The sequence below is a fragment of the Pseudomonas sp. OST1909 genome (assembly GCF_015277575.1).
Classification (GTDB): domain Bacteria; phylum Pseudomonadota; class Gammaproteobacteria; order Pseudomonadales; family Pseudomonadaceae; genus Aquipseudomonas; species Aquipseudomonas synxantha_A.
Map to the genome: position 1 here is coordinate 14,717 of NZ_CP063780.1, position 21,438 is coordinate 36,154.

A 21,438-nucleotide genomic window follows, 5' to 3' on the forward strand; every position below is an offset into this window, starting at 1 on the left:
CCAAAGAAGTTCAGGCAGGCTGCGCTGCTCCAAACGCCCCTTGGCGCAGCAACAGCACCACCAGCCCCAACGCCCCCGCCGCCATCAGCAATGGCAGTGCATGACCGCTGACCCATTGGCTGCCCGCACCCGCCACCAGCGGCCCGATCAGGCAACCAATGCCCCACAGCTGCGCCACGTGGGCGTTGGCACGCACCAACGCATCATCACGGTAGCGCTCGCCAATCAAAATCAGCGACAGGGTAAACAACCCACCCGCGCTGGCGCCGAACAGCACCCACACCGGCCAGATCAGCAGTGTGTGCATCAACAACGGCACCGCCAGGCTCGACGCCAACAACAGCAGTGCACACCCCAGGAATAACGTGCGGCGCGGCAAGTAATCGGCCAGGGCGCCGATGGGCAATTGCAGCAGCGCATCACCCACGACCACTGTGCTAACCATCGCCAAGGCAATCTCGGCAGTGAAGCCCTGTTGCAGGCAGTACACCGGCAACAGCGTCAGAATCATCGCTTCGAATGCGGCGAATAACGCCACCGCCCAGGCAATCGCCGGCAAGCTCAGGCAAAAGCGCCACAGCTCGCTGAACGTGACGCTGAACGCATCAGCCGTCGGCGCCCCGGATCGCCCCAGCAACAGCAGCGGCGCCACTACCAAAAGGCCGACGCCCACCCAGAACCCGTAATCATGATCGGTGCCCATCAGGCCCAGCAGCAAGGGTCCCGACAGCTGGCTCAAGGCATAAGTGCAGCCATACAGCGCCACCAAGCGGCCGCGCCACTGCTCGACCACCAGTTGGTTGATCCAGCTTTCACCCAGAATAAATACGATGGTCAGGATCACCCCGATCATCAACCGCAGCACCAGCCACACCGGGTAGCTGGGCAGGATCGCCAGCAAACCGATAGACAGCGCCCCGGCCCACAGGCACAGGCGCATCAAGTTGGCAGTGCCGAGCCAGGACGCCATTCGGCTGGAGACCTTGGCACCCAGCAATACGCCGAATGCCGGCATCGCCGCCATCACGCCTATGGCGAAGCTGCCGTAGCCCCAGCCTTCAAGACGCAGGGATACCAACGGCATGCTCACGCCCAAGGCCAGGCCAACGCTGAGTACCGATGCCAGCACGGCGAAATAAGTCGCCCAACGCATTGCCACGCTCCTGTGGATAATTTACGGGGTCGCACAAAACAGTGTGGGAGGGGGCTTGCTCCCGATAACGGTGGGCCAGTCACCACATGCAGTGGCTGACACCCAGCTATCGGGGGCAAGCCCCCTCCCACATTTGGCCTGCAGTGCTGCTTAGAGTTTGATCCAGGTCGCCTTCAGCTCGGTGTACTTGTCGAACGCATGCAGCGACTTGTCGCGGCCATTACCCGACTGCTTGAAACCACCAAACGGTGCGGTCATGTCGCCGCCGTCGTACTGGTTAACCCAGACGCTGCCGGCACGCAGGGCCTTGGCCGTCAGGTGCGCCTTGGAGATATCCGCCGTCCATACCGCTGCGGCCAGGCCGTATTGGGTGTCGTTGGCAATGGCGATGGCTTCTTCGGCGCTGTCGAAAGTGAGCACCGACAGGACCGGGCCAAAGATCTCTTCCTGAGCGATCTTCATGGCATTGGTCACGCCATCGAAAATAGTTGGCTCGACGTAGGTGCCACCGGTTTCTTCCAGTGTGCGCTTACCGCCAGCGACCAGTTTGGCACCGTCGGCATGACCGGACTCAATGTAGGACAGCACGTTATTCATCTGCTGCGTATCCACCAGCGCACCCACGTTGGTGGCTGGGTCCAGTGGGTTGCCCGGCTTCCAGCCTTTGAGCGCCTCGATCACCAGCGGCAGGAAGGTGTCCTTGATGGAACGCTCCACGAGCAGGCGCGAACCGGCAGTGCAGACTTCACCCTGGTTGAAGGCGATGGCACTGGCCGCAGATTCGGCGGCGGCTTGCAGATCCGGCGCATCGGCAAACACGATATTAGGGCTCTTGCCGCCCGCCTCCAGCCACACACGCTTCATGTTCGATTCGCCGGAGCGGATCAACAGTTGCTTGGCGATCTTGGTGGAGCCAGTGAACACCAACGTATCCACGTCCATATGCACCGCCAGGGCGTTACCCACCGTGTGGCCATAGCCTGGCAATACGTTGAACACGCCTTTTGGAATGCCGGCTTCGACGGCCAGGGCGGCGATACGGATGGCGGTCAGCGGGGATTTTTCGGACGGTTTTAGGATCACCGAGTTACCGGTGGACAACGCCGGGCCGAGTTTCCAGCAGGCCATCATCAATGGGAAGTTCCACGGCACGATAGCGCCGACCACGCCGACTGGCTCGCGGGTCACCAGGCCGAGTTGATCATGAGGGGTGGCCGCGACTTCGTCGTAGATCTTGTCGATTGCCTCACCGCTCCAGCTCAGGGCATTTGCCGCACCGGGAACGTCGATGTTCAGGGAGTCGCTGATCGGCTTGCCCATGTCCAGGGTTTCAAGCAGTGCCAACTCTTCGGCATTGGCCTTGAGCAGCGCGGCGAAACGGATCATGGTGGCTTTGCGCTTGGCCGGCGCCAGGCGCGACCAGACACCGGAATTAAAGGTGGCGCGGGCGTTTTCCACGGCGCCCTGGGCGTCAGCCGCGTCACAGCTGGCGACAGTGGCCAGCAGACGACCGTCTACCGGGCTGATGCATTCGAAGGTGTCACCGGAAACGGCGGCGGTGTATTCGCCATTGATGTAGGCGCGGCCTTCGATCTTCAGATCCTTGGCGCGTTGTTCCCAGTCGGCACGGGTCAGGGTGGTCATGCGAGTGTCCTCCTCTTATTGAATAGAGGGCCAGGCGGGTGTCCCCCCGGCAGCCTCAAAGAATTCTTGCCCGCCAGCCAGCTGTTCGGCGCAAGGCAGCTGCCACCCTAAACCAGCGGCTGGGGATGTTTCAATATATTTGACATAACGGCGGTAAACGCCCTTGCGATGTTCATTTTAATAAACATAGACTTTGGGCTCTCCAACCGCAGGCCAGACGGGACACGCACATGAGCATCCAGGATATCGTCGACTTCAGCCAAGCCAGCACAGCCCCCGAACGCTACCGCCCTGCTGCAGAAAAAATCCTCAAGGGCGATCCCGAGCAAACGATCTACAACCACTACAACAGCCCGTGTGGCCAGATGAATGCAGGGGTATGGGAAGGTGAAGTCGGGCAGTGGAAGGTCAACTACACCGAGCATGAATACTGCGAAATTGTGCAGGGGGTTTCCGTGCTGCGTGACGCCGAGGGCAACGCCAAGACCTTGCGCGCCGGCGACCGCTTCGTGATCCCCGCTGGCTTCAAGGGCACCTGGGAAGTGCTGGAAGCGTGCCGCAAGATCTACGTGGTGTTCGAGCAGAAAGCCTGATCAGCAAATCCCAGGCAAAAAAAAGCCCGCATCGTGAGATACGGGCTTTTTTTCACAAGGAAGAAAATCAATTACTTGATTTTGCCTTCTTTGTAGATCACGTGCTTGCGAACGCGCGGGTCGAACATTTTCTTTTCGAGCTTGTCCGGGGTAGTACGCTTGTTCTTGTCGGTAGTGTAGAAGTGACCAGTACCGGCGCTAGAGATCATTCGAATCAATTCACGCATGATAGAGCTCCTTAGATCTTGCCGGCGGCGCGGATTTCGGCCAGCACGACAGTGATGCCACGCTTGTCGATAATACGCATGCCTTTGGCAGATACACGCAGGCGAACAAAACGTTTCTCTTCTTCAACCCAGAAGCGGTGATGCTGCAGGTTCGGCAGGAAACGACGACGGGTTTTGTTATTTGCGTGGGAAATGTTATTCCCAGTCACCGGACCCTTACCGGTAACTTGACAGACTCTCGACATGCCTCAGCCCTCTAAAACCACATGCCCAACCCGGCATGGGTTGGCCGCTTAATCTCTCAGTCATTTGGCGCCAGGCGCCGCGTTTCTTTAGGGTCTTACCGGCTACACCTACAAGCGAAGGAACCGGGCCCCTAGAAAAGAGCGCTGCTTTATACCAGAAAGACCCCAGTGCAACAACAGCCCGTGTGTTTTTACCAGCGTAAATCTTGGTGCCGGACGCCCGAACCGCTGCCAGTAGGGGCCGCTGTAACAGCTGACCGCTCGTCGCACAGAATGATTTACAGCGCCCGCAGGCACAGGGAAGTGCACGGCGAAACGCGCTGAGGCGCCATCAAAACAGCATTTTGGCCAAAAGCACAGGCAAAAATGGGCTAGTCATTTATCAATCAGACCTCTACGGTAGGCTTTTTCCAGACTGCACTCGCAGATGGGCCTTCGATCTGCACAGGAAACCGAATATGCGCCTCGCTGCCCTACCACTACTGCTTGCCCCCTTCTTTATCGCACCGATGGCCGTTGCAGCCACCAACTTGAGCGTCTGCACCGAGGCCAGCCCCGAAGGGTTCGATGTGGTGCAGTACAACTCGCTGACCACCACCAACGCCTCGGCGGACGTGCTGATGAACCGCCTGGTGAACTTTGATGCGGCCAGCGGCAAGCTGGTACCGAGCCTGGCAGACAGCTGGGAAGTTTCCCCCGATGGTCTGACCTACACCTTCAAGCTGCACCCGGGCGTGAAATTTCACCGTACCGATTATTTCAGCCCAAGTCGCACGCTGACCGCCGAAGACGTGCGCTTCAGCTTCGAGCGCATGCTCGATCCGGCCAACCCGTGGCACAAGATCGCCCAGAGCGGCTTCCCCCACGCCCAGTCCCTGCAATTGCCGGCACTGGTCAAGAAGATCGATGCCCTCGATCCGCTGACGGTGCGTTTCACCCTCGACCACGCCGACTCCACCTTCCTCCCGGCGTTGAGCATGGGCTTTGCCTCGATTTACCCGGCTGAATATGCCGACAAACTGCTCAAGGCCGGCACGCCTGAGAAACTCAACAGTCAGCCCATCGGCACCGGCCCGTTCGTGTTCGTGCGCTTCCAGAAAGACGCCGTGGTGCGCTACAAGGCCAACCCGGACTATTTCGCGGGCAAACCGGCTGTGGATAACTTGATCTTTGCCATCACCCCGGACGCCAACGTACGGTTGCAGAAACTGCATCGCAACGAATGTCAGATTGCCCTGTCACCCAAGCCCCTGGATGTAGGCGAAGCCGAAAAAGACCCGGCGCTGAAGGTGGAAAAAACCGCTGCCTTCATGACCGCTTTCGTCGCCATCAACAGCCAGCACCCACCGCTGGACAAACCCGAAGTACGCCAGGCGATCAACCTGGCCTTTGACAAGGGCAGCTACCTCAAGGCCGTCTTCGAGGGCACCGCCGAAGCAGCCAACGGTGTGTACCCGCCCAGTACCTGGAGCTATGCCAAGGATTTGCCAGGCTACCCACAGGATCTGGCCAAGGCCAAGGCGCTGCTGGAACGTGCCGGGCTCAAGGACGGTTTCAAGACCACAATATGGACGCGCCCTACCGGCAGCCTGCTGAACCCCAACCCGAACCTCGGCGCCCAACTGCTACAGGCCGACCTGGCCAAGGTTGGCATCCAGGCTGAAATTCGTGTGATCGAATGGGGCGAATTGATTCGCCGCGCCAAGGCCGGCGAGCACGACTTGCTGTTCATGGGCTGGGCCGGCGACAACGGCGACCCGGACAACTTCCTGACCCCGCAGTTTTCCTGCGCAGCGCTGAAATCCGGCACCAACTTCGCCCGCTACTGCGACCCCGCTCTGGATAAGTTGATCAGTGCCGGCAAGACCACCAGCGAGCAAGGCGTACGCACCAAGCTGTACCAGCAGGCCCAGGCGCAGATCCAGCAGCAGGCGCTGTGGCTGCCGCTGGCGCACCCGACGGCGTTTGCATTGGCGCGCAAGAATGTCGAGGGTTACCAGGTAAGCCCGTTCGGCCGCCAGGATTATTCGAAAATCAGCCTCAAGCCCTAGGGCGCAACCCCCTTCCCTGTGGAGCGAGCTTGTTCGCTCCTACAGGGACAGAGGTGGCTATACCCATCCGTATTCAGCCATCGACAGCGGATCACCATCTCCCACAATGATGTGATCCAGCACCCGCACATCCACCACTTCCAACGCCTTTTGCAGCATTTTGGTCAATCTGCGATCAGATGCACTGGGCTCCGCATTCCCGGAGGGATGGTTGTGGCACAAAATCACCGCTGCCGCGTTATGCGCCAAGGCACGCTTGACCACCTGCCGCGGGTAAACAATCGCAGTGTCGATGGTGCCCTGAAACAACGCCTCGAACCCCAGTACACGATGCTTTGAGTCCAGGAACAGACAGCCGAATATCTCATGAGGCTCATGGCGCAACAGCGCCTTGAGGTATTGACGCACAGCCAGCGGGCTCTCCACTACCGAGTCGGCGCGCAAGCGTTCGGCCAGATGGCGCCGGGACATTTCCAGCACCGCCTGCAATTGGGCGAACTTCGCCGGCCCCAACCCCATATGCTGGCTGAACAGCGTCTGGCTGGCCTCCAACAGCGGGCGCAGGCCGCCAAACTGCACCAGCAGATCACGCGCCAGATCCACCGCACTTCGACCGGAAACTCCAGTACGCAGGAAGATCGCCAACAATTCGGCGTCGGACAGGCTCGCCGCGCCGCCTTCCAACAGCTTCTCCCGTGGACGCTCCGCCACAGGCCAATCACGAATACTCATCCCACCTCCGTCTGTATCTGCTGCGCTGTTGCGCGGCGGACGCTGTGTTATCGTAGGCCCTCTTTTTTGCATGCGATTTCACCTGGGGAGGGGTCATCGCAGGCGTCACTGAACTGGCATCACTGAACTGGAAAGGCAAACCAATGCAGCGTCTGTATCGGAAACGCATCGTTCTCGGCGTCGGCGGCGGCATTGCCGCTTACAAGAGCGCAGAGTTGGTTCGCAGGCTCCTGGACCAGGGCGCGGAAGTGCGCGTGGTCATGACCCGTGGTGGCAGTGAGTTCATCACCCCGTTGACCATGCAGGCCCTGTCCGGCCACCCGGTTCACCTCGACCTGCTGGACCCGGCGGCCGAAGCCGCCATGGGCCATATCGAACTGGCCAAATGGGCCGACCTGGTGCTGATCGCCCCGGCCACCGCCGATCTGATCGCCCGCCTGGCCCAGGGCATCGCCGATGACCTGCTGACCACCCTGGTATTGGCCACCGACGCCACCGTGGCGATCGCCCCGGCCATGAACCAGGCCATGTGGCGCGACCCAGCCACCCAAGCCAATACCCAACTCCTGCAAAGCCGTGGCCTCAAAGTGTTTGGCCCCGCATCCGGCAGCCAGGCCTGTGGCGACGTCGGCATGGGCCGGATGCTCGAAGCCACCGACCTTGCGCTGTGCGCCGCCGATTGCTTCCAGCATCTGGCCCTGACCGGCAAGCACGTGCTGATCACCGCAGGCCCAACCCAGGAAAACATCGACCCGGTGCGCTACATCACCAACCATAGCTCAGGAAAAATGGGCTTTGCGTTGGCAGAAGCTGCGGTCGAGGCAGGCGCACGGGTGACCCTGATCACAGGTCCCGTGCATTTGCCGACCCCTGATCGCGTCACGCGAATCGACGTAGTCAGCGCCCGGGACATGCTGGCGGCCTGTGAAGCCGCCATTCCCTGTGACCTGTTCATCGCCTCGGCAGCGGTTGCGGATTACCGCCCGGAAGTCGTAGCCCCGCAAAAGCTCAAGAAAGACCCTACAAGCGGCGACGGCCTGCTCCTGCAAATGGTGCGCAACCCGGACATTCTGGCCACCATCGCCACCCGTCCGGACCGTCCGTTCAGTGTCGGTTTCGCTGCCGAGACCGAGCACCTTCTGGACTACGCCGCGCGCAAACTGAAAGACAAAAATCTCGACTTGATCGTTGCCAATGATGTCGCCAACCCGAGCATCGGCTTCAACAGCGAGGAAAATGCCTGCAGCGTGATCGACCGCGAGCTGCACGCCACCCTTTTCGCCCAGACCAGCAAGGGCAAGATTGCCCGCCAACTGATCTCTTTTATCGCCCAACGGCTGAACCAGGTTTAATTTTCATGCACGCTTTGCAAGCCAAGATCCTCGACCCCCGCATCGGCAACGAATTTCCCCTGCCGGCCTACGCCACACCAGGCTCCGCCGGCCTGGACCTGCGCGCCATGCTCAAGGAGGACACCATCCTTGAGCCGGGCCAGACCATCCTGATCCCGACCGGCCTGTCGATCTATGTCGGCGACCCGGGCCTGGCGGCGCTGATCCTGCCGCGCTCCGGCCTGGGCCACAAACACGGCATCGTGCTCGGCAACCTGGTCGGCCTGATCGACTCCGACTACCAGGGTGAGCTGATGGTCTCGTGCTGGAACCGTGGCCAGACTGCTTTCAACATCGCCGTCGGCGAGCGCATCGCCCAACTGGTCCTGGTGCCGGTGGTGCAGGCGCATTTTGAATTGGTGCAGGAATTCGACGAAACCCAACGCGGCGCAGGCGGTTTTGGGCATTCCGGCAGTCACTGACTAAGCTGAACGTGGCCGGATGCAATCGTCCGGCCACGCGCCACCGCCCGGCTTTTCAGGATGAAGAATGCGCGGAAATAATCATCGAGATTTCTCCAATGAAATCAAAGGACTACGTAAAAATAATGCTAGCGCCAATGCGCCGATGGCATTTTTACACCACGAACTCTCTGCCGAAAACGCCGTCATACCCTTCAGTTTGAGCCTGCCGGCCAGCCACATCAGGCCCGCCTTGCCCCCTTTCAGATGGAGTTTCCCCCGCGATGAGTACCGCAGCCCGCGTAGCCCCGACCTTTCCCGACAGCATTTTTCGCGCCTATGACATTCGTGGCGTGGTACCCAAGACCCTGACCGCCGAAACCGCCTACTGGATCGGCCGCGCCATCGGTTCGCAGAGCCTTGCCCAGGGCGAACCCAACGTCTCGGTGGGTCGTGACGGCCGCTTGTCCGGCCCCGAGCTGGTCGAGCAACTGATCCAGGGGCTGGCCGACAGCGGTTGCCATGTCAGCGACGTCGGCCTGGTGCCGACACCCGCGTTGTACTACGCGGCCAACGTACTGGCCGGTAAATCCGGGGTGATGCTCACCGGTAGCCATAACCCTTCGGACTACAACGGCTTCAAGATCGTCATCGCTGGCGATACGCTGGCCAATGAACAGATCCAGGCCCTGCACACCCGCCTGAAGACCAACGACCTGACCAGCGGCACCGGCACCATCACCAAGGTCGACATCCTGCAGCGCTACTCCGATGAAATCACCCGCGACGTCAAGCTCGCGCGCCGCCTCAAAGTGGTGGTGGATTGCGGAAACGGCGCGGCTGGCGTGATTGCCCCGCAATTGCTCGAAGCGCTGAACTGCGAAGTGATCCCGCTGTTCTGCGACGTCGACGGCAACTTCCCCAACCACCACCCGGACCCGGGCAAGCCGGAAAACCTGGTGGACCTGATCGCCAAGGTCAAGGAAGTGGGCGCCGACGTCGGCCTGGCCTTCGATGGCGACGGTGACCGCGTAGGCGTGGTGACCGAAACCGGCGAGATCGTATTCCCCGACCGCCTGCTGATGCTGTTTGCCCGTGACGTCGTGGCGCGCAACCCCAATGCCGAGATCATCTTCGACGTGAAATGCACCCGCCGCCTGACGCCACTGATCAAGGAGTACGGCGGTCGCCCGCTAATGTGGAAGACCGGTCATTCGTTGATCAAAAAGAAAATGAAGGAAACCGGTGCACTATTGGCCGGCGAAATGAGCGGCCACGTCTTCTTCAAGGAGCGCTGGTTCGGGTTTGACGACGGCATTTACAGCGCCGCTCGTCTGCTGGAGATCCTCAGCAAGGAAAAATCCACCGCCGAAGAACTGTTTCAGACCTTCCCGAATGATATTTCTACGCCAGAGATCAATATCCATGTGACCGAGGAGAGCAAATTCAGCATCATTGACGCATTGCACGATGCGCAATGGGGTGAAGGGGCCAACCTGACCTCCATTGATGGTGTGCGAGTCGATTACGCCAAAGGCTGGGGCCTGGTTCGCGCGTCCAACACCACACCGGTGCTGGTCCTGCGTTTCGAGGCGGATACCGAGGCCGAGTTGCAGCGCATCAAGGACGTGTTCCACGCCCAGTTGAAACGTGTTGCCCCTGATCTCCAATTACCGTTCTGATTTTTTGCCCGGAGCCCTGAATGACCCTCGAACGCGAAGCCGCTGCCAACACCGCCAAGGTCCTGTCCGAAGCGTTGCCTTATATTCGACGCTACGTCGGCAAGACGCTGGTGATCAAGTATGGCGGCAATGCCATGGAGAACGAAGAGCTGAAAAATGGCTTCGCTCGCAATGTCGTGCTGATGAAAGCAGTGGGCATCAACCCAGTAGTCGTACATGGCGGCGGGCCGCAAATTGGCGACCTGCTCAAGCGTCTGTCTATCGAGAGCCACTTCATTGATGGCATGCGCGTGACCGATGCACAAACTATGGACGTGGTCGAAATGGTTTTGGGCGGTCAAGTCAACAAAAGCATTGTCAACTTGATCAATAGCCATGGTGGCAGCGCGATTGGCCTGACCGGCAAAGATGCCGAACTGATCAGGGCCAAGAAACTCACCGTGACGCGGATGACGCCGGAGATGACCACTCCAGAAATCATCGACATCGGCCAGGTGGGCGAAGTGATCGGCATCAACACCGATTTGCTCAACCTGCTGGTCAAGGGCGACTTCATCCCGGTGATTGCGCCGATCGGCGTGGGTGCCAATGGCGAGTCCTATAACATCAACGCCGATCTGGTAGCCGGTAAGGTGGCGGAAGCACTGAAGGCTGAAAAGCTGATGCTACTGACCAATATCGCCGGTTTGATGGACAAGGAAGGCAAGGTACTGACCGGCCTGACCACCCAGCAGGTAGACGACCTGATCGCCGACGGCACCATCTACGGCGGCATGTTGCCGAAGATCCGTTGCGCGCTGGAAGCAGTCCAAGGTGGTGTAGGCAGCTCGCTGATCCTGGATGGCCGTGTGCCGAATGCAATCCTGTTGGAAATCTTCACTGATACCGGTGTGGGCACGCTGATCAGTAACCGCAAGCGTCCTTAACCGCTGCAAATAAAAAGGCCCCGCTCAATCCGATTGAGCGGGGCCTTTTTGTATAGAGCCAGAGGACAATGGAGATCCCCCTCCTACACAAGCCCCTTTCAACAAAAATTCAGTATCAGACGCCAAACTGCTCGCGGTATGCACGCACAGCCGGCAAATGCTGCTTGAGCTGCGGATCATCCTCCAGGAACTGCAACACCTGGTTCAACGACACGATACTTACCACGGGAATGCCGAAATCACGCTCCACCTCCTGGATCGCCGACAACTCACCGTTGCCACGCTCCTGGCGGTTCAAGGCGATCAGCACGCCGGCGGCCTTGGCGCCGTCCTGGGAAGCGATGATTTGCATCACCTCACGAATCGCGGTGCCGGCGGTGATCACGTCATCGATGATCAGCACATCACCGGTCAACGGAGCCCCTACCAGGCTGCCGCCTTCACCGTGGGCCTTGGCTTCCTTACGGTTGAAGCACCACGGCAGATCCTGCCCATGATGTTCCGCCAGGGCCACCGCTGTAGCCGCAGCCAGGGGAATACCCTTGTAGGCCGGACCAAAAAGCACATCAAAGGAAATACCGCTTTCAACGATGGCTGCCGCGTAGAAACGACCCAGCTGAGCCAGGGCCGAACCCGAGTTGAACAAGCCTGCATTGAAGAAGTACGGGCTGGTGCGCCCGGACTTGAGAGTGAACTCACCGAAGCGTAAAACGCCGCGATCGATGGCAAAACGAATGAAATCGCGTTGATACGCCTGCATGAAAAAAGCCTCAGATACCACGGATTTAGCTAATTAGGTGGACGGCGTGTATCATACACGCACGCGATTTTTGGGGCCATTTATGCGGATCATCAGTGTGAACGTTAATGGTATTCAGGCTGCAGTCGAGCGTGGTTTGCTCAGTTGGCTGCAAGCCCAGAATGCCGACGTCATCTGCCTGCAGGACACCCGCGCCTCCGCCTTTGAACTGGACGACCCAGCCTTCCAACTGGATGGCTACTTCCTTTATGCCTGCGATGCCGAAGTGCCCACCCAAGGTGGCGTGGCTTTGTACTCGCGGTTGCAACCCAAGGCGGTCATCAGCGGCCTCGGCTTCGAGACAGCCGACCGCTACGGGCGCTACCTGCAAGCCGATTTCGACAAGGTCAGCATCGCGACCTTGCTGCTTCCTTCGGGGCAGAACGGCGATGAAGACTTGAACCAGAAGTTCAAGCTAATGGACGACTTCGCCCGTTACCTGGATAAACAGCGACGCAAACGTCGCGAGTACATTTATTGTGGCTCGCTGTACGTGGCGCAACAGAAGCTGGATATCAAGAACTGGCGCGACAGCCAGCAATCACCGGGCTTCCTGGCGCCGGAACGGGCCTGGATGGACGAGATTGTCGGCAACATGGGCTATGTCGATGCCCTGCGCGAAGTCAGCCGCGAAGGCGACCAGTACAGCTGGTGGCCGGATAACGAACAGGCCGAGATGCTCAACCTGGGCTGGCGCTTCGACTATCAGCTGCTGACCCCGGGACTGCGCCGGTTCGTACGCAGCGCTCGCCTGCCACGCCAGCCGCGCTTCTCGCAGCACGCGCCGCTGATCGTGGACTACGACTGGACCTTGACCATCTGAGGTCCTTTTCCAGGCACAAAAAAAACCGACAGCAATGTCGGTTTTTTTGTGGCCGCTCGGTTACTTGACCAGACGCCAAGTCCACGGATAGCGATAGGCAATGCCCTTGTTGGCCTTGATCCCGGCAATGATCGTCAGTATCAACGCCCCTATCACCAGTACGGTCATCAGCAAAAAGCCGACCACCACGAAGCCCAACACCAGACACACCAACCAGGCGATGGCCACGGTGATCTGGAAGTTCAGAGCTTCCTTGCCCTGATCATCGATAAGCGGGTCCACATCCTTCTTGAACTGCCACAGGATCAGCGGCCCCAACACGCTGCCGAAGGGGAACACCAACCCTGCAAACGCCGCGAAATGACACAGCATTGCCAACTGGCGTACTTCCTTGGACGGTGCCGGAACCGGCAATTGGCTGTCATTCATGGCGCTTCTCCTTGGGGCAGGTTTAGTCAGCGAGTGCAGCGGTTTGCAGTGCAAAGATTTCGGTCATGCCCTTCTGGGCAAGGGCCAGCATCGCGTTCAGCTCAGCCGGCTGGAATGGCGCGCCTTCGGCGGTGCCCTGCACTTCGATGAAACCACCGGTGCTGGTCATGACCACGTTCAGATCGGTCTCGGCGGCCGAGTCTTCCAGGTAATCCAGGTCCAGCACAGGCTCGCCCTGGTACATGCCGACCGACACAGCGGCGATCATCTGCTTGAGCGGGTCACCCGCTTTAAGGCCACCACGCTTCTTGATCACTTTCAATGCGTCGACCAGGGCCACCATTGCGCCAGTGATGGATGCAGTACGGGTACCGCCATCAGCCTGGATCACGTCGCAGTCGACGTACAGGGTCACGTCGCCCAACTTGGACATGTCCAGCGCGGCGCGCAGGGAACGGCCGATCAGGCGCTGGATTTCCAGGGTACGCCCGCCTTGCTTGCCACGGCTGGCTTCACGCTGGTTACGCTCACCGGTGGCGCGCGGCAACATGCCGTACTCTGCGGTCAACCAGCCCTGGCCCTGGCCCTTGAGGAAGCGCGGCACGCCGTTTTCGACGCTGACGGTGCAAATCACCTTGGTATCGCCAAACTCGACCAGTACGGATCCCTCGGCGTGTTTGGTGTAGTTGCGGGTGATGCGGATCGAGCGGAGCTGATCGGCAGCGCGACCACTTGGACGTTTCATAGGGGATACCTGTACTGAGGACGAAAAACTGCCGAGCATTATAGAGCCGCGAGCCGATTCGGGGCACTTCTAAAAATTCGGTTACGAATGCGCATGTTTGGGCGCCTCCTGCGCACTGCGCTACAATCCTGCGCCTCTCGACTGTAGGAGCGAGCTTGCTCGCTCCTACAGGTCGGCCTGGCCAATCTCTATCTATCCAACACGAGGTACCTCCATGGTGCACAGCATGACCGCCTTCGCCCGTGTCGAAAAAGCCGGGGTTCAAGGCACCCTCAGCTGGGAATTGCGCTCGGTCAACAGCCGTTACCTGGAGCCACACCTGCGCCTGCCCGAGTCGTTCCGCGACCTCGAAGGCGCCGTCCGTGAAGCGCTGCGCCAGGGCATTTCCCGTGGCAAGCTGGAATGCACCCTGCGTTTTACCGAAGAAACCACCGGCAAACCGCTGCAGCTGGACCGCGACCGCGCCGCACAACTGGTGGCCGCCGCCGAAACCATCGCCGGCCTGATCAAGCAACCGGCCGCGCTGAACCCTCTGGAAGTGCTGGCCTGGCCCGGCGTACTGGTGGGCGACGCAACCGACCCGCAGGCCCTGAACGCCGAAGCCCTCGCGCTGTTCAACCAGGGCCTGAAGGAACTCAAGGCCGGCCGTGAGCGCGAAGGCGCTGAACTGGCGCGCCTGATCAACGAGCGTCTGACATCGATCGAAGCCGATGTGGTCACCCTGCGCGAACTGGTGCCGCAGATGCTTGCCACCCAGCGCCAGAAGATCCTCGACCGCTTCACCGACATGAAAGCCGACCTTGACCCGACGCGCCTGGAACAGGAAATGGTCCTGCTTGCCCAGAAAAGCGACGTGGCTGAAGAGCTCGACCGCCTGAGCACCCACATTCTTGAAGTGCGCCGCGTGCTCAAGTCTGGCGGCGCCGCCGGTCGGCGCCTGGACTTTCTGATGCAGGAACTCAACCGCGAAGCCAATACACTGGGCTCCAAGGCGTTCGATCCGCGCAGCACCACGGCGGCGGTCAACCTCAAAGTGTTGATCGAGCAAATGCGCGAACAAGTACAGAATATTGAGTAAGGCAACCTCCATGACCCACAGCACCGGCACCCTTTACATCATTTCCGCCCCTTCGGGTGCGGGCAAAAGCAGCCTGGTCAAAGCCTTGACCGACGCTGACGAGCAGATCCGCATTTCGGTGTCGCACACCACCCGCGCCATGCGCCCGGGCGAAGTGAACGGCGTGCACTATCACTTCGTCGAGCGTACCGAATTCGTCAAGATGATCGAACACGGCGACTTCCTGGAGCGTGCCGAAGTCTTCGGCAATCTCTACGGCACCTCCCAAAGTCATCTGCAGCAGACCCTGGACGAAGGCCACGACCTGATCCTGGAAATCGATTGGCAGGGCGCCGAGCAAGTGCGCCAATTGATGCCCAAGGCACGCTCGATCTTTATCCTGCCGCCGTCGCTTGAAGCCTTGCACCAGCGCCTGACCAACCGTGGCCAGGACAGCGACGAGATCATCGAAGGGCGTATGCGTGAAGCCGTGAGCGAAATGAGCCACTATGTCGACTACGACTACCTGATCATCAATGACGATTTTGCCCACGCTCTGGATGATTTGAAGGCGATTTTCCGTGCCAATCAGCTCCAGCAAAAGCGTCAACAGCAGCGTTTCGGCAAATTACTCGCCGAACTGCTCGGCTGATTGGCGCTTCCCAAAACCGCTGCAAGGGCCTTACATTGGCACTTGTAGCGGTTTTGCGAGAACCTGCGAAAAATCAGCGCTTCCCTAAACGCTGGTGATTTTTTAAACTGCTCAGTCCGCTCGCCCAACCGGGCAGCGCGCATCTTGCATTCGCTCCGAGGAATACCATGGCCCGCGTAACCGTTGAAGACTGCCTAGAACACGTGGATAACCGCTTTGAGCTGGTCATGCTCTCTACCAAGCGTGCCCGTCAACTGGCCACTGGCGGCAAAGAGCCCCTGGTCCAGTGGGAAAACGACAAGCCTACTGTTGTAGCCCTGCGTGAAATCGCTGAAGGCCTGATGAGCTACGAGTTCATTGCCAACGCCGAAATCGTTGAAGACGAACCGCTGTTTGCAGCGTTCGAGGACGAGTCCAACGAGGCCGTCTAAGCCTATGCCAGGTCGACGTAGCACGGCGCAGGGTCACAGTCATCGGCAGGAGTTCACACTTTGCCGAGCATAGACGCCCTCGCCGATCGCTTATCGGCCTACCTCGGCCCAGACCAGGTCAACCTGGTCCGCCGAGCGTATTTCTACGCCGAACAAGCCCACGACGGCCAACGCCGACGTAGCGGTGAAGCGTATGTCACCCATCCCCTTGCGGTGGCAAATATCCTGGCCGACATGCACATGGACCATCAGAGCCTGATGGCCGCGATGCTGCATGACGTGATCGAAGACACCGGCATTGCCAAGGAAGCGCTCAGCGCGCAATTTGGCGAAACCGTGGCCGAACTGGTCGACGGGGTCAGCAAACTGACCCAGATGAACTTCGAGACCAAGGCCGAAGCCCAGGCGGAAAACTTCCAGAAGATGGCCATGGCCATGGCCCGAGACATTCGGGTGATCCTGGTAAAGCTGGCCGACCGGCTGCACAACATGCGCACGCTGGAAGTGCTGTCCGGCGAAAAGCGTCGGCGCATCGCCAAGGAAACCCTGGAAATCTACGCGCCCATCGCCAACCGGCTGGGCATGCACGCCATTCGTATCGAATTCGAAGACCTTGGTTTCAAAGCCATGCACCCGATGCGTTCGGCGCGCATCTACCAGGCGGTCAAACGCGCCCGGGGCAATCGCAAGGAAATCGTCAACAAGATCGAAGAATCCCTGAGCCATTGCCTGGCGATCGACGAAATCGAAGGCGAGGTCAGTGGCCGCCAGAAGCACATCTACGGCATCTACAAGAAGATGCGCGGCAAGCGCCGGGCCTTCAACGAGATCATGGATGTGTACGCGTTCCGGATCATCGTCGACAAGGTCGATACCTGCTACCGCGTGCTGGGCGCTGTACATAATTTGTACAAACCCTTGCCGGGCCGCTTCAAGGACTACATCGCGATCCCCAAGGCCAACGGCTATCAGTCGCTGCATACCACGCTGTTCGGTATGCATGGCGTGCCGATCGAGATTCAGATCCGTACCCGCGAAATGGAAGAGATGGCCAACAACGGCATCGCCGCCCATTGGCTGTACAAATCCAGCGGCGACGAGCAGCCCAAAGGCACCCATGCCCGCGCCCGTCAGTGGGTCAAGGGCGTGCTGGAAATGCAGCAACGTGCCGGCAACTCCCTGGAATTCATCGAAAGCGTGAAGATCGACCTGTTCCCGGACGAGGTCTACGTGTTCACGCCCAAGGGCCGGATCATGGAGCTGCCCAAGGGCTCCACGGCGGTCGACTTTGCCTACGCGGTGCACACCGACGTGGGCAACAGCTGCATTGCCTGTCGGATCAATCGTCGTCTCGCGCCGCTGTCCGAGCCCCTGCAAAGCGGCTCCACGGTCGAGATCGTCAGTGCTCCAGGCGCACGCCCCAACCCGGCATGGCTGAACTTCGTGGTCACCGGCAAGGCCCGTACGCATATTCGCCACGCCCTGAAACTGCAGCGTCGCTCAGAGTCCATCAGCCTGGGCGAGCGCCTGCTGAACAAGGTGCTCAACGGCTTCGACAGTGCCCTGGACAAGATTGCGCAAGAGCGCGTGCAGGCGATGCTTCACGAGTATCGCCAGGAAACCATCGAAGACCTGCTCGAAGATATCGGCCTGGGCAACCGCATGGCCTACGTGGTCGCCCGTCGCTTGCTGGGCGAAGGCGAACAGCTGCCGAGCCCGGAAGGCCCGCTGGCGATTCGCGGCACCGAGGGTCTGGTGCTCAGTTACGCAAAATGTTGCACACCGATTCCGGGCGACCCGATTGTCGGCCACCTGTCCGCAGGCAAGGGCATGGTGGTGCACCTGGACAACTGCCGCAATATCACCGAAATCCGCCACAACCCGGAAAAATGCATCCAGCTCTCGTGGGCCAAGGATGTCACCGGCGAGTTCAACGTCGAGCTGCGGGTGGAGCTGGAACACCAGCGCGGCCTGATCGCCCTGCTGGCCAGCAGCGTCAACGCGGCCGACGGCAATATCGAGAAAATCAGCATGGACGAACGTGATGGTCGCATCAGCGTGGTCCAACTGGTGGTCAGTGTGCACGACCGCGTGCACCTGGCCCGCGTGATCAAGAAACTGCGCGCCTTGACCGGTGTGATCCGCATCACCCGTATGCGTGCATAACCGATCCATTACAAGGAGTCATTCATGACCAAGACAGTTATCACCAGCGATAAAGCCCCAGCCGCCATCGGCACCTACTCCCAGGCGATCAAGGCGGGCAACACCGTCTACATGTCCGGCCAGATTCCGCTGGACCCAAAGACCATGGAGCTGGTTGAAGGCTTCGAAGCCCAGACCGTACAAGTCTTCGAAAACCTCAAGTCCGTGGCTGAAGCTGCCGGTGGTTCGTTCAAGGACATCGTCAAGCTGAACATCTTCCTCACCGACCTGAGCCATTTTGCCAAGGTCAACGAGATCATGGGCAAGTACTTCGAACAACCCTACCCAGCCCGCGCCGCCATCGGCGTTGCCGCCCTGCCAAAGGGCGCACAGGTTGAGATGGACGCCATTCTGGTCATCGAGTAAAACACCCGGCGCAGCCCCAAAAGGCTGCGCCGGCTTCGTTTCATAAGGATTTCGTAATGCGCAAAGCGCTTGTAGCCTCTTCGTTGCTCGCACTGTTGCTGGGCGGCTGTGCCAGCAACCCGGCCGACCTGGACGTAAGCGGTACCTGGATCAACCAGGCCGCCATCGACGCGGCAGCCAAGGGCGGCCCTTTGCGTGAAGCCCTGCAATCCTATGGCCCCAACCTTGAGTGGGAGGTCAATACCAAGGCGTTGCAGGCGCGCTACTACAACGGTTTTGAAGTAGCGGAAGGCAAGTTGTCGGGTGAAAAACCCGGCGCGTGGAGCGTGGACTTCTACGGCAGCTCCGCCACCGAACTCAAGCGCAAAGGCAAACAATTGCTGCAAGTGGCCAACGACAATGAGCCAGAGCAGCTGTTCGCCCGCGCCAAAGACCCGGCCCCCGAAGGCGCACCACTGGGTGCCAACTTCGAACGGGCACTGTATGCGGCCTACATGGGCGGCGACTGGAAGATAACCGACGGCACCGGCAACGGCGCCACAGTGCAGTTCCAGGCTGACGGCAAGATCGCCGGTCTGCCTGGCGTTGACCGTTACTCACTGTGCCTGGCGGGTGATTGCGCCTCCATGAGCGGCGGCTACGACAGCATCTGGCTGCAACTGAACGGCCAGGGCAATCCATGGATCTTCGTACGCAAGGGTGAGCAGCTGGAAATCTTCCAGGCGATCAACACCGCGCAGGCGGATGAAGTGCCTCAGTTCACCCCAGGCCCACGCCAGTGGCTGCTTGAAAAGTAATAACAGCGTCATCTGGATCTAAAGGTGGGAGGGGGCTTGCCCCCTCCCACATGTTTGACCGGGTTTCAGCCTTTCAGGATGGCGGTATAGCCTTCCCGGTAAGTCGGGTATGTTGGCACCCAACCCAGCGCCTTGATGCGCGCATTGCTGCATTGCTTACTGCCGGCACGGCGCACACTGGCGTCCTCAGCCCATTCGGTTACGCCCAGGTACTCGCGCAACCAACCCACCACCTCTGCCAGTGGCGCAGGCGCATCATCGACACCGATGTACACCTTGTCCAATGCACCGCCCTGCTCCACGTGCCGCAATAAAAAGGCCAACAACCCGGCCGCATCATCGGCGTGAATCCGGTTGCCATATAAAGGCGGGTCAACCGCTACGCGGTAGCCTTGACGCACCTGGGTCAATAGCCATTCACGACCCGGGCCGTAAATCCCGGTCAGCCGCACAATGGTGGCCGGAATACCACTATTGAGCGCCACTTGCTCAGCTTCCAGCATCACCTGCCCGGAATAACCCTTCGCTTGCGTCTCTGACGTTTCGTCGACCCACTCGCCGTTCTGCTGCCCATACACACTGCTGCTGGAGACAAACAGCAAATGCTTGGGCGTCTGGCCGTAGTCGTCCAGCCACTCCAGTACATGCTGCAACCCTTGCACGTAGGCGGCGCGATAGCCGGCCTCGTCGTGGTCGGTGGCAGCGGCGCAGTACACCAGATAATCCACCCCGCCGATCGGCCAGGTGTCCGGGCAATCCTTTTTGAACAGATCGCCAGCGATGCCGATCACGCCGTCGGGCAAGCGTGAAATATCGCGGCGCAGGCCGTGGACCTCCCATTCCGAGGCCAGCAATTGGCTAGCCAGCCGACTACCCACATCACCGCAACCGGCAATCACAACAGAAGGCGCAGACATCATAAAACTCCATTCTCAAAGGCGCAGATTAGCCGCGCGAGTGGATCAACGGCCAGTAAAAAGCGAAATAAAGTAACAGTGCCACTTTAGTTAACAAGAATTACTTGCAATAATAACCGCCCATTTGTCCTCGACCCAAAAGGGTCTGGAAGGACGATCACCCATTTTTTCTCTCAGGTCCGGCCAGCATGACACGTAATACAACCCCCGCTTCGCCAACCAAGCCTCACAGCCCATCCCGCGCCTGGCGTGCGATTGCTGCGATGCTGTTCAGCGTCCTGCTGGCACCGACCGCCGCATTCGCTGATGCCACCGCACCCGCCACTCCGGCAGCTACCGAGCAGAATGCTGCTGCCCCGACGGCGCCTGCCGTTGCGCCAGTGGCTACCGACCCGGCCCAGGCCACGGGCGACGCCGCACCTGCCAACGAAACCGGCGTTGTGCTGGAAGAAGACAACACCCTGGGCATGGCCCACGACCTGTCGCCATGGGGCATGTACCAGAATGCCGACGTAGTGGTGAAGGCCGTGATGATCGGCCTGGCCATCGCGTCGATCATCACCTGGACCATCTGGATTGCCAAAGGCTTCGAGCTGCTGGGCGCCAAGCGTCGTCTGCGCGCTGAAATCGTCCACCTGAAAAAAGCCACTACCCTCAAGGAAGCGAGCGAAACCGCAACCAAAAAGGGCACCCTGGCCAACACCCTGGTGCACGACGCGCTGGAAGAAATGCGCCTGTCGGCCAACACCCGCGAAAAAGAAGGCATCAAGGAACGCGTGGCGTTCCGCCTGGAGCGCTTGGTTGCCGCTTGCGGCCGTAACATGAGCAGCGGCACCGGCGTACTCGCCACCATCGGTTCCACCGCGCCGTTTGTCGGCCTGTTCGGCACCGTATGGGGCATCATGAACAGCTTCATCGGCATCGCCAAAACCCAGACCACCAACCTCGCCGTCGTTGCCCCCGGCATCGCTGAAGCCCTGTTGGCCACTGCCCTGGGCCTGGTTGCCGCGATTCCAGCGGTGGTGATCTACAACGTCTTCGCCCGTTCGATCGCCGGCTACAAGGCTCAGGTATCGGATGCGTCGGCAGAAGTCCTGCTGCTGGTCAGCCGTGACCTCGATCACCTACCTACCGAGCGCAGCTCGCAACCGCACATGGTGAAAGTGGGGTAA

At 60.0% G+C, this 21,438-nt stretch carries 22 protein-coding genes and 1 pseudogene; 14 read left to right on the forward strand and 9 right to left on the reverse strand.

Annotated elements, in window-relative coordinates; genetic code table 11:
- Positions 1–10: 10 nt before the first annotated feature.
- Together IH404_RS00075 and IH404_RS00080 are read right to left on the reverse strand one after the other, a co-directional pair.
- A complete protein-coding gene (locus IH404_RS00075) occupies positions 11–1,153 on the reverse strand; it encodes an MFS transporter (RefSeq protein WP_005792477.1) in 1,143 nt (380 codons plus the stop codon).
- 150 nt (positions 1,154–1,303) lie between these two features.
- Positions 1,304–2,797, reverse strand: coding sequence for an aldehyde dehydrogenase (locus IH404_RS00080; RefSeq protein ID WP_005792478.1), 1,494 nt, complete (start codon positions 2,795–2,797; stop codon positions 1,304–1,306).
- 230 nt (positions 2,798–3,027) lie between these two features.
- On the opposite strand from IH404_RS00080, the gene IH404_RS00085 reads away from it, so the two are divergent.
- The gene (locus tag IH404_RS00085; RefSeq protein ID WP_005792479.1) at positions 3,028–3,390 is read left to right on the forward strand and encodes a cupin domain-containing protein; all 363 of its coding nucleotides are present in this window, start codon (positions 3,028–3,030) and stop codon (positions 3,388–3,390) included.
- A gap of 71 nt (positions 3,391–3,461) precedes the next feature.
- Here the strand turns inward: IH404_RS00085 and rpmG are convergent, their stop codons facing one another.
- On the reverse strand, positions 3,462–3,617 hold the full coding sequence (rpmG, locus tag IH404_RS00090) for a 50S ribosomal protein L33 (protein WP_003176906.1): 156 nt from the start codon (positions 3,615–3,617) through the stop codon (positions 3,462–3,464).
- Between the two features lie 11 nt (positions 3,618–3,628).
- On the reverse strand, positions 3,629–3,862 hold the full coding sequence (rpmB, locus tag IH404_RS00095; RefSeq protein ID WP_003176907.1) for a 50S ribosomal protein L28: 234 nt from the start codon (positions 3,860–3,862) through the stop codon (positions 3,629–3,631).
- Between the two features lie 458 nt (positions 3,863–4,320).
- On the opposite strand from rpmB, the gene IH404_RS00100 reads away from it, so the two are divergent.
- The gene (locus IH404_RS00100) at positions 4,321–5,913 is read left to right on the forward strand and encodes an ABC transporter substrate-binding protein (RefSeq protein WP_194439580.1); all 1,593 of its coding nucleotides are present in this window, start codon (positions 4,321–4,323) and stop codon (positions 5,911–5,913) included.
- 57 nt (positions 5,914–5,970) lie between these two features.
- On the opposite strand, the gene radC is transcribed toward IH404_RS00100, so the two are convergent.
- Positions 5,971–6,645: a DNA repair protein RadC gene (gene radC / locus IH404_RS00105; RefSeq protein ID WP_103734156.1), complete on the reverse strand. Its 675-nt coding sequence runs from the start codon at positions 6,643–6,645 to the stop codon at positions 5,971–5,973.
- 143 nt (positions 6,646–6,788) lie between these two features.
- Between radC and coaBC the strand changes: the two genes are divergently transcribed.
- From coaBC to argB, 4 genes and pseudogenes are all read left to right on the forward strand, one after another.
- A complete protein-coding gene (coaBC, locus tag IH404_RS00110) occupies positions 6,789–7,997 on the forward strand; it encodes a bifunctional phosphopantothenoylcysteine decarboxylase/phosphopantothenate--cysteine ligase CoaBC (RefSeq protein ID WP_005792482.1) in 1,209 nt (402 codons plus the stop codon).
- A 5-nt stretch (positions 7,998–8,002) separates the two neighbouring features.
- The gene (gene dut, locus IH404_RS00115) at positions 8,003–8,458 is read left to right on the forward strand and encodes a dUTP diphosphatase (RefSeq protein WP_005792483.1); all 456 of its coding nucleotides are present in this window, start codon (positions 8,003–8,005) and stop codon (positions 8,456–8,458) included.
- 248 nt (positions 8,459–8,706) lie between these two features.
- Positions 8,707–10,119, forward strand: a pseudogene (locus IH404_RS00120) (phosphomannomutase/phosphoglucomutase); the annotation flags it as partial.
- A 20-nt stretch (positions 10,120–10,139) separates the two neighbouring features.
- Positions 10,140–11,045, forward strand: a complete 906-nt coding sequence (gene argB / locus IH404_RS00125; protein ID WP_005792485.1) for an acetylglutamate kinase — start codon at positions 10,140–10,142, stop codon at positions 11,043–11,045.
- A gap of 115 nt (positions 11,046–11,160) precedes the next feature.
- On the opposite strand, the gene pyrE is transcribed toward argB, so the two are convergent.
- A complete protein-coding gene (gene pyrE / locus IH404_RS00130; RefSeq protein WP_003195489.1) occupies positions 11,161–11,805 on the reverse strand; it encodes an orotate phosphoribosyltransferase in 645 nt (214 codons plus the stop codon).
- An 82-nt stretch (positions 11,806–11,887) separates the two neighbouring features.
- Between pyrE and IH404_RS00135 the strand changes: the two genes are divergently transcribed.
- The gene (locus IH404_RS00135; protein WP_003195493.1) at positions 11,888–12,667 is read left to right on the forward strand and encodes an exodeoxyribonuclease III; all 780 of its coding nucleotides are present in this window, start codon (positions 11,888–11,890) and stop codon (positions 12,665–12,667) included.
- Positions 12,668–12,727: 60 nt separating this feature from the next.
- On the opposite strand, the gene IH404_RS00140 is transcribed toward IH404_RS00135, so the two are convergent.
- Together IH404_RS00140 and rph are read right to left on the reverse strand one after the other, a co-directional pair.
- Entirely contained in the window at positions 12,728–13,096 is a 369-nt protein-coding gene (locus IH404_RS00140; RefSeq protein ID WP_005792486.1) for a DUF4870 domain-containing protein, read from the reverse strand.
- 22 nt (positions 13,097–13,118) lie between these two features.
- Positions 13,119–13,841 carry a ribonuclease PH gene (gene rph / locus IH404_RS00145; RefSeq protein WP_005792487.1) on the reverse strand — a complete coding sequence of 241 codons (723 nt, stop codon included), beginning with the start codon at positions 13,839–13,841 and terminating at the stop codon, positions 13,119–13,121.
- Between the two features lie 214 nt (positions 13,842–14,055).
- Here rph and IH404_RS00150 point away from each other — a divergent pair, with 214 nt between their 5' ends.
- The 6 genes from IH404_RS00150 (at position 14,056) to IH404_RS00175 (ending at position 19,349) form a co-directional block, all read left to right on the forward strand.
- Complete coding sequence (locus IH404_RS00150) at positions 14,056–14,919, forward strand: YicC/YloC family endoribonuclease (RefSeq protein ID WP_005792488.1); 864 nt, start codon at positions 14,056–14,058, stop codon at positions 14,917–14,919.
- A gap of 10 nt (positions 14,920–14,929) precedes the next feature.
- Positions 14,930–15,550, forward strand: a complete 621-nt coding sequence (gene gmk / locus IH404_RS00155; RefSeq protein WP_003213284.1) for a guanylate kinase — start codon at positions 14,930–14,932, stop codon at positions 15,548–15,550.
- Positions 15,551–15,717: 167 nt separating this feature from the next.
- Positions 15,718–15,981: a DNA-directed RNA polymerase subunit omega gene (gene rpoZ / locus IH404_RS00160; RefSeq protein WP_003176920.1), complete on the forward strand. Its 264-nt coding sequence runs from the start codon at positions 15,718–15,720 to the stop codon at positions 15,979–15,981.
- 60 nt (positions 15,982–16,041) lie between these two features.
- Positions 16,042–18,147 (forward strand): bifunctional GTP diphosphokinase/guanosine-3',5'-bis pyrophosphate 3'-pyrophosphohydrolase, encoded by a 2,106-nt coding sequence (gene spoT / locus IH404_RS00165; protein WP_005792489.1) that lies wholly within the window; start codon positions 16,042–16,044, stop codon positions 18,145–18,147.
- Between the two features lie 24 nt (positions 18,148–18,171).
- The gene (locus IH404_RS00170; protein ID WP_003176922.1) at positions 18,172–18,552 is read left to right on the forward strand and encodes a RidA family protein; all 381 of its coding nucleotides are present in this window, start codon (positions 18,172–18,174) and stop codon (positions 18,550–18,552) included.
- A 56-nt stretch (positions 18,553–18,608) separates the two neighbouring features.
- Complete coding sequence (locus tag IH404_RS00175) at positions 18,609–19,349, forward strand: hypothetical protein (RefSeq protein ID WP_005792490.1); 741 nt, start codon at positions 18,609–18,611, stop codon at positions 19,347–19,349.
- Positions 19,350–19,414: 65 nt separating this feature from the next.
- Here the strand turns inward: IH404_RS00175 and IH404_RS00180 are convergent, their stop codons facing one another.
- Positions 19,415–20,266: an SDR family oxidoreductase gene (locus IH404_RS00180; protein ID WP_005792491.1), complete on the reverse strand. Its 852-nt coding sequence runs from the start codon at positions 20,264–20,266 to the stop codon at positions 19,415–19,417.
- Positions 20,267–20,454: 188 nt separating this feature from the next.
- Between IH404_RS00180 and exbB the strand changes: the two genes are divergently transcribed.
- Complete coding sequence (gene exbB / locus IH404_RS00185) at positions 20,455–21,438, forward strand: tonB-system energizer ExbB (RefSeq protein WP_005792492.1); 984 nt, start codon at positions 20,455–20,457, stop codon at positions 21,436–21,438.

What these genes read in the sequence shown, in the direction of transcription:
- IH404_RS00075 (WP_005792477.1), bottom strand. Translation starts at nt 1,153, where the DNA reads ATGCGTTGGGCGACTTATTTCGCCGTGCTGGCATCGGTACTCAGCGTT.
- IH404_RS00080 (WP_005792478.1), bottom strand. Translation starts at nt 2,797, where the DNA reads ATGACCACCCTGACCCGTGCCGACTGGGAACAACGCGCCAAGGATCTG.
- IH404_RS00085 (WP_005792479.1), top strand. Translation starts at nt 3,028, where the DNA reads ATGAGCATCCAGGATATCGTCGACTTCAGCCAAGCCAGCACAGCCCCC.
- rpmG (WP_003176906.1), bottom strand. Translation starts at nt 3,617, where the DNA reads ATGCGTGAATTGATTCGAATGATCTCTAGCGCCGGTACTGGTCACTTC.
- rpmB (WP_003176907.1), bottom strand. Translation starts at nt 3,862, where the DNA reads ATGTCGAGAGTCTGTCAAGTTACCGGTAAGGGTCCGGTGACTGGGAAT.
- IH404_RS00100 (WP_194439580.1), top strand. Translation starts at nt 4,321, where the DNA reads ATGCGCCTCGCTGCCCTACCACTACTGCTTGCCCCCTTCTTTATCGCA.
- radC (WP_103734156.1), bottom strand. Translation starts at nt 6,645, where the DNA reads ATGAGTATTCGTGATTGGCCTGTGGCGGAGCGTCCACGGGAGAAGCTG.
- coaBC (WP_005792482.1), top strand. Translation starts at nt 6,789, where the DNA reads ATGCAGCGTCTGTATCGGAAACGCATCGTTCTCGGCGTCGGCGGCGGC.
- dut (WP_005792483.1), top strand. Translation starts at nt 8,003, where the DNA reads ATGCACGCTTTGCAAGCCAAGATCCTCGACCCCCGCATCGGCAACGAA.
- argB (WP_005792485.1), top strand. Translation starts at nt 10,140, where the DNA reads ATGACCCTCGAACGCGAAGCCGCTGCCAACACCGCCAAGGTCCTGTCC.
- pyrE (WP_003195489.1), bottom strand. Translation starts at nt 11,805, where the DNA reads ATGCAGGCGTATCAACGCGATTTCATTCGTTTTGCCATCGATCGCGGC.
- IH404_RS00135 (WP_003195493.1), top strand. Translation starts at nt 11,888, where the DNA reads ATGCGGATCATCAGTGTGAACGTTAATGGTATTCAGGCTGCAGTCGAG.
- IH404_RS00140 (WP_005792486.1), bottom strand. Translation starts at nt 13,096, where the DNA reads ATGAATGACAGCCAATTGCCGGTTCCGGCACCGTCCAAGGAAGTACGC.
- rph (WP_005792487.1), bottom strand. Translation starts at nt 13,841, where the DNA reads ATGAAACGTCCAAGTGGTCGCGCTGCCGATCAGCTCCGCTCGATCCGC.
- IH404_RS00150 (WP_005792488.1), top strand. Translation starts at nt 14,056, where the DNA reads ATGGTGCACAGCATGACCGCCTTCGCCCGTGTCGAAAAAGCCGGGGTT.
- gmk (WP_003213284.1), top strand. Translation starts at nt 14,930, where the DNA reads ATGACCCACAGCACCGGCACCCTTTACATCATTTCCGCCCCTTCGGGT.
- rpoZ (WP_003176920.1), top strand. Translation starts at nt 15,718, where the DNA reads ATGGCCCGCGTAACCGTTGAAGACTGCCTAGAACACGTGGATAACCGC.
- IH404_RS00170 (WP_003176922.1), top strand. Translation starts at nt 18,172, where the DNA reads ATGACCAAGACAGTTATCACCAGCGATAAAGCCCCAGCCGCCATCGGC.
- IH404_RS00175 (WP_005792490.1), top strand. Translation starts at nt 18,609, where the DNA reads ATGCGCAAAGCGCTTGTAGCCTCTTCGTTGCTCGCACTGTTGCTGGGC.
- IH404_RS00180 (WP_005792491.1), bottom strand. Translation starts at nt 20,266, where the DNA reads ATGTCTGCGCCTTCTGTTGTGATTGCCGGTTGCGGTGATGTGGGTAGT.
- exbB (WP_005792492.1), top strand. Translation starts at nt 20,455, where the DNA reads ATGACACGTAATACAACCCCCGCTTCGCCAACCAAGCCTCACAGCCCA.